This window comes from Alcanivorax sp. HI0083 (genome assembly GCF_001635175.1).
The window spans coordinates 1-5554 of the sequence record NZ_LWFX01001111.1 but is presented as its reverse complement, the minus strand read 5'-3'; the positions used below and the strand labels follow the sequence as shown (position 1 = coordinate 5554).

Annotated in this window: 6 protein-coding genes; 4 read left to right on the top strand and 2 right to left on the bottom strand. The window is 59.7% G+C overall.

Translation table 11 applies throughout. The annotated features are described in order from the left end of the window. The 3 genes from A3754_RS15365 to A3754_RS15355 form a co-directional block, all read left to right on the top strand. Window positions 1–1744: copper resistance system multicopper oxidase (locus A3754_RS15365; protein WP_063520407.1), on the top strand; the 1744-nt coding region annotated here is incomplete at its 5' end. Then, window positions 1741–2475, top strand: coding sequence for a copper resistance protein B (locus tag A3754_RS15360; RefSeq protein ID WP_063520406.1), 735 nt, complete (start codon window positions 1741–1743; stop codon window positions 2473–2475). The genes A3754_RS15365 and A3754_RS15360, both read left to right, overlap by 4 nt. A 71-nt stretch (window positions 2476–2546) precedes the next feature. Next, window positions 2547–3098, top strand: a complete 552-nt coding sequence (locus A3754_RS15355) for a cytochrome c (RefSeq protein ID WP_063520405.1) — start codon at window positions 2547–2549, stop codon at window positions 3096–3098. Between the two features lie 62 nt (window positions 3099–3160). On the opposite strand, the gene can is transcribed toward A3754_RS15355, so the two are convergent. After that, window positions 3161–3808, bottom strand: coding sequence for a carbonate dehydratase (gene can, locus A3754_RS15350; protein WP_063520404.1), 648 nt, complete (start codon window positions 3806–3808; stop codon window positions 3161–3163). 54 nt (window positions 3809–3862) lie between these two features. Beyond that, a complete protein-coding gene (gene moaA / locus A3754_RS15345) occupies window positions 3863–4876 on the bottom strand; it encodes a GTP 3',8-cyclase MoaA (protein WP_063520403.1) in 1014 nt (337 codons plus the stop codon). Between the two features lie 204 nt (window positions 4877–5080). Between moaA and A3754_RS15340 the strand changes: the two genes are divergently transcribed. After that, window positions 5081–5554: peptidylprolyl isomerase (locus A3754_RS15340; protein WP_063520402.1), on the top strand; the 474-nt coding region annotated here is incomplete at its 3' end.

Sequence of the window (5554 nt, the reverse complement as noted above, 5' to 3'; positions counted from 1 at the left end):
CAATATCACCGGTAAGACCCGCCCGGCCACCACCATTAATGGCGGCATTCCCGGCCCGACCCTGCGCTGGAAAGAAGGTGACACCATCACCCTCAAGGTGACCAACCTGTTGCCTGAAACCAGTTCCATACACTGGCACGGCATTCTGCTGCCCTTCCAGATGGACGGCGTGCCGGGGTTGTCCTTCGATGGCATCGCCCCCGGCGAAACCTTTACCTATCGCTTTACCGTAAAACAAAGTGGCACCTACTGGTATCACAGCCATTCCGGCTTTCAGGAACAAACCGGAATTTATGGCGCCATCGTGATTGACCCTCGCGAGGCGACCACACACACCGAAGCGCGTTATCACGCGGACCGTGACGAAGTGATTCTGCTCTCTGACTGGAGCGATGAAGATCCTCAGCATATTTACGCCACACTGAAAAAACTCAGCCATTACTACAATTTCAATGAGCGCACCGTATTCGACACGCTGAGTGATTTCCGCAACAAAGGGGTGATCGAAACGCTCAAGGACCGGCAAATGTGGAACAGCATGCGCATGAGCCAGAGCGACCTGGCGGACGTGACCGGCTACACCTATACCTACCTGATGAACGGGCAAAGCCCCGCCAACAACTGGACCTGCCGATTCAAACCCGGCGAACGCATCCGCCTGCGCTTCATCAACGCCAGCGCCATGACCTTCTTCGACATTCGCATTCCCGGCCTCGACATGACCGTGGTCGCCATGGACGGCCAACCGGTAAACCCGGTGGATTTCCATGAATGCCGACTGGGCGTGGCAGAAACCCTGGATGTGATCGTGGCCCCGAAAGCCGATCAGGCCTACACCCTGTTCGCCCAGAGCATCGACCGCAGCGGCTTCGTACGCGGCACGCTAACACCGGATGCCGCCCTCTCCGCTGCGGTGCCTGACATGGACGCGCCCCCGCCACTGGGCCACACCGAAATGGGCATGGGCGCTATGGACCATCAAGCTTCGGGTCATCAATCCATGAGTCATGGCGCCATGGACCATGACGGCATGAAAATGGGGGATATGAAACACCACGGCACATCCCCTGCCCGCCCGGTTCCCTTTGCCGTGGACAGCAACAACCCGGACCTGCCGCCACGCGACAGCGCCATCGAACATCCTGCCAGTGAATTTGGCCCCGGCGTCGACATGCGCGCCATGGCGCCCGGCGACATGCTGGCCGACCCCGGCATTGGCCTGCGTGACCGGCCCTGGAAAGTGCTCACCTACGCCGACATGGAAACCCTCGGCAGCACTCCCGACAACCCCATCGACAGCCTGCAAGCGGACCGGGAAATCGTGCTGCATCTGACCGGCAACATGGACCGGTACATGTGGAGTTTTAACGGCATCAAGTTTGCCGATTCCGTACCGCTGGAGCTGTTCCACCACGAGCGGGTTCGCATCACCCTGGTGAACGACACCATGATGACCCACCCCATTCACTTGCACGGCCTATGGAGTGATCTGGAACTGGGTAACGGGAAACTGCTGCGCAAGCACACCATCACCGTCAAACCCGGCGAAAAACTCAGCTATCTGGTGCGCGCCGATGCCCTCGGTCGCTGGGCCTATCACTGCCATCTGCTCTATCACATGGAGGCAGGCATGTTCCGGGAAGTGCGCGTCGTTGATGGCAGCACCACCCCTTCCATGCCAGATACACAGACACAGGGCATGCACGACACACATGACAAAGATCATGGAGGGCACCGCTCATGAAAACATTGATGACGCTCCTGGCAGGCAGCATCACACTGGCGGCCACCTCGCCAGCCCTCGCCATGAATAAAAACGAACCGCGTTTTACCCGTGTCATCGTCGACCAGCTGGAAGCCCGTGACAGCGATGAAGGCACCGTCATGGCCTGGGAAGCCAGCGGCTGGCATGGCGGCGACCTGAACAAGCTGTACTTCAGCACCGAAGGCGAACGGTTAATGGATCCGGAGCACGACGGTGAGGACGCCAGTACCGAGGCAGCAGAAACCCGCCTTGCCTGGAACCGGGCCTTTGCTCCCTTCTGGGACTGGCAGCTGGGCGTGCGACGAGACTGGCAACCGGACGATCCCAACCGGGACTGGGCCAGCATCGGTGTTCAGGGCGTCGCGCCCTACCTCTTCGAAGTGGACGCCAACCTGTTTATCGGCGAAGAGGGCCTGACCAACCTGCGCCTGGAAGCCGAATACGAGTTGCTCCTGACGCAAAAGTGGATACTGGTTCCGGAGATCGAAGCCAACCTCTATGGCAAGGACGACCCGGAACTGGGCATCGGCGACGGGCTTGTAAGCCTGGAAGCCGGCCTGCGCCTGCGCTATGAAATCCGCCGGGAAATTGCGCCCTATATCGGGGTCAACTGGGAAAAACAGTACGGCGACACGGCGGACATGACTCGGGCAGCCGGCGGAAAAACGGAAGAAGGCACCGTTGTTGCCGGCATCCGTTTCTGGTTCTGATCTTGCCACGGATGTGCCCGGCCGCCATGGCCGGCGCATCCACCAATTCTTTCATTGTCAGGGAGAACACGATGAAAACCGTTAGCACTCTGCTCGTTATCGCGCTGCTTGCCACCGCCATCATCGGCATCGTCATTGCCACAGGCAGCTACAATTTTGCGGCCGACGAACCGCACTGGAGCGTGACCGAGAAAATCATCGGTACCGCTCGCCACCGCTCCATTGACCTGCGAGCAAAACATATTCCGGTGCCCAACGACCTGGATGATCCGCAACGAATTGGTCGGGGCGCAGAGCACTACCAGGCCATGTGCGTGGGCTGCCACCTGGCGCCGGGAATCGAGGAGAGCGAACTGCGTGAAGGCATGTATCCGCAACCGCCAGCATTGGCGGAACACGGGATTCATGATCCGAAAGGCGCCTATTGGGTCATCAAGCACGGCATCAAAATGAGCGGCATGCCCGCTTGGGGAAAAAGCCACGACGAGCAAAGCCTGTGGGACATGGTGGCGTTACTCAGCGCCCTGCCCTCACTGAGCGAAAACGATTGGCAGGCACTACTGGACGACTCAGGCACAGCACCCGCCGGCCAGGGGCACGGCGGTGCAGGCCATCATCACTGAAAACCATCGTCAACGGTAACCGTGCCCTTGATCATTTCGTTACAGCGACCAAGGGCACTCACCTAACCGGAGCAGTTGTCGTACTCGTCCGTTTCCAGGCTGCGCAGCTCGCCATTATTCTGAATCTGGATATCCAGGTCCCGCAGGTGACCATCACCGATACCGTAAATCCAGCCGTGAATGGTCAACGGCTGATCGCGACGCCAGGCTTCCTGAACCACAGTGGTGTTGGACACATTGATTACCTGGCGGGCCACATTCAGCTCACACATCTTGTCCACTCGCGCTGCCTCATCGGGCAGCTCGGCCAGGTTCTTGCGATTGCGCAGGTACAGTTCGCGCACCTGCCGCAACCAGTTGTCGATCAGGCCATGGGGCACATCTTCCATGGCCGCCTTGATGCCGCCACAACCGTAATGGCCCACCACCATGATGTGCTTCACCTTCAATACATCCACGGCAAACTGCAGCACCGACAGCAGGTTCAGGTCGGTATGGTTGACCAGGTTGGCCACATTGCGGTGAACAAACAGCTCGCCGGGCATCATGCCTACCACTTCGTTGGCTGGCACCCGGGAATCGGCACAACCGATCCACAGATATTCCGGGTTCTGCTGTTCACCCAGCGCCTTGAAGAAGCCGGGGTGGCGCTCTTCAATTTCGTGGCGCCATTTTTCATTGTTGGAAAACAGTTCAGGTAGGGATTTCATGGTCTCTCGCTTTTTTACCCAATCATGCTACACGCGGCACGCTAACACGCCGCCTTAACCACCGGTCATATTCATGAATCGTACCAATTGCTCACCCGGCTCCAGGTTGAAGTCGTGGCGCTCGGGCTTGATGGCCATGGCATCCACAATGGCTTCGCGAAGGGGGGTATCGTCATCCGGGTGGGCGCGCAGCACCGCGCGCAGATCCACGCTGTGCTCATGGCCCAGGCACAAAAGCATACGCCCCTCGGCGGTGATCCGCACCCGATTACACAAATGGCAAAAGTTTTGTGAATGAGGCGAAATAAAGCCGATGCGGCTGCCACTGCCCGGCACCTGCCAATAGCGCGATGGCCCCCCGGTTTTTTCTGCCAGCGGCACCAGCCCCAGTCGTGCTGACAGCTGTTCGCGCAGCTCCGCCGAAGACACGAACGCCAATTCCCGGTCGTGCTCGGTGATCTGCCCGAGGGGCATTTCCTCAATGAAAGCGATATCCAGCCCCCGCGCCAGGGCGAAATCCACCAGTGCCGGCACTTCATCCTGGTTGCGGCCGCGCATGATCACACTGTTGAGCTTGATCCGCTCAAAGCCGGCGGCCCGTGCCGCATCGATTCCGGCAATCACCTGCTGCAGATCGCCGGTACGGGTCAGAGCCCGGAAACGCTCCGGGTCCAGCGAATCCAGGCTGATATTGAGCCGATCCACCCCCGCTGCCTTCAACGCCTGCGCGTGGCGGGGCAAGCCAGCCCCATTGGTGGTCATATTCAGTTCACGCAGGCCGTCAATGGCACCAATATCGCGCACCAACCGCGCCACATCCCGGCGCACCAGGGGCTCTCCCCCGGTCAGGCGAATGCGCTTTACCCCCAACTGCACCAGCACCCGCGCCAGCCGCCCCATCTCTTCCAGGGTCAGCACCTGGGCGCGGGGAACAAAGGTCATATCCTCCGCCATGCAGTACACACAGCGGAAATCGCAGCGGTCCGTCACCGACAAGCGCACGTAATCAATGGTGCGCCCGAAGCGGTCCTGCAGTAGCGGATTGTCAGTGGAAGCATCAGCATTCATGCCGGTACTGTAGCAAATGCGGGGCCAACCTGGGCAATCTGCCCCCCCTTACGCCTGTCGGGCCAGCCCGGCTCCGGTTGGTCAGGCCCTTGCCGGTCTTGTTAGAATGTTCGCCGACCTGAATACAGGGCGCGGTCAGGACATGAAAAACGTCATGGCCGCCACGCCTCTTATTCCGAATTCATCTACCCCTAAAGGGTTTCCATGCAAATTTCTGAAAATGCCGTAGTGTCCATCCACTACACCCTGACCAACAACGCCGGTGAAACCATCGATTCTTCCGTCGAGCGTGGCGAGCCCCTGGCGTACCTGCACGGCGCCGGCAACATCATTCCGGGCCTGGAAAACGCTCTGGTCGGCAAGGCCGCGGGCGACAAGCTGGACGTCACCGTGACTCCGGAAGAAGGCTACGGCGAGCGTCACGAGCAGCTGATTCAGCAAGTGCCGAAAACCGCTTTTGAAGGCAACGAAGACAACCTGCAGCCGGGCATGCAGTTCCAGGCGCAGACCGAAGCCGGCCAGCGTATCTTCACCATCACCGCCGTTGAAGGCGATGAAGTGACTGTCGATGGCAACCACCCGCTGGCAGGGGAAACCCTGAACTTCGCCGTGGAAGTGACCGACGTGCGCGAAGCATCCGCCGAAGAAAAAGAGCACGGCCATGTACATGGTCCGGAA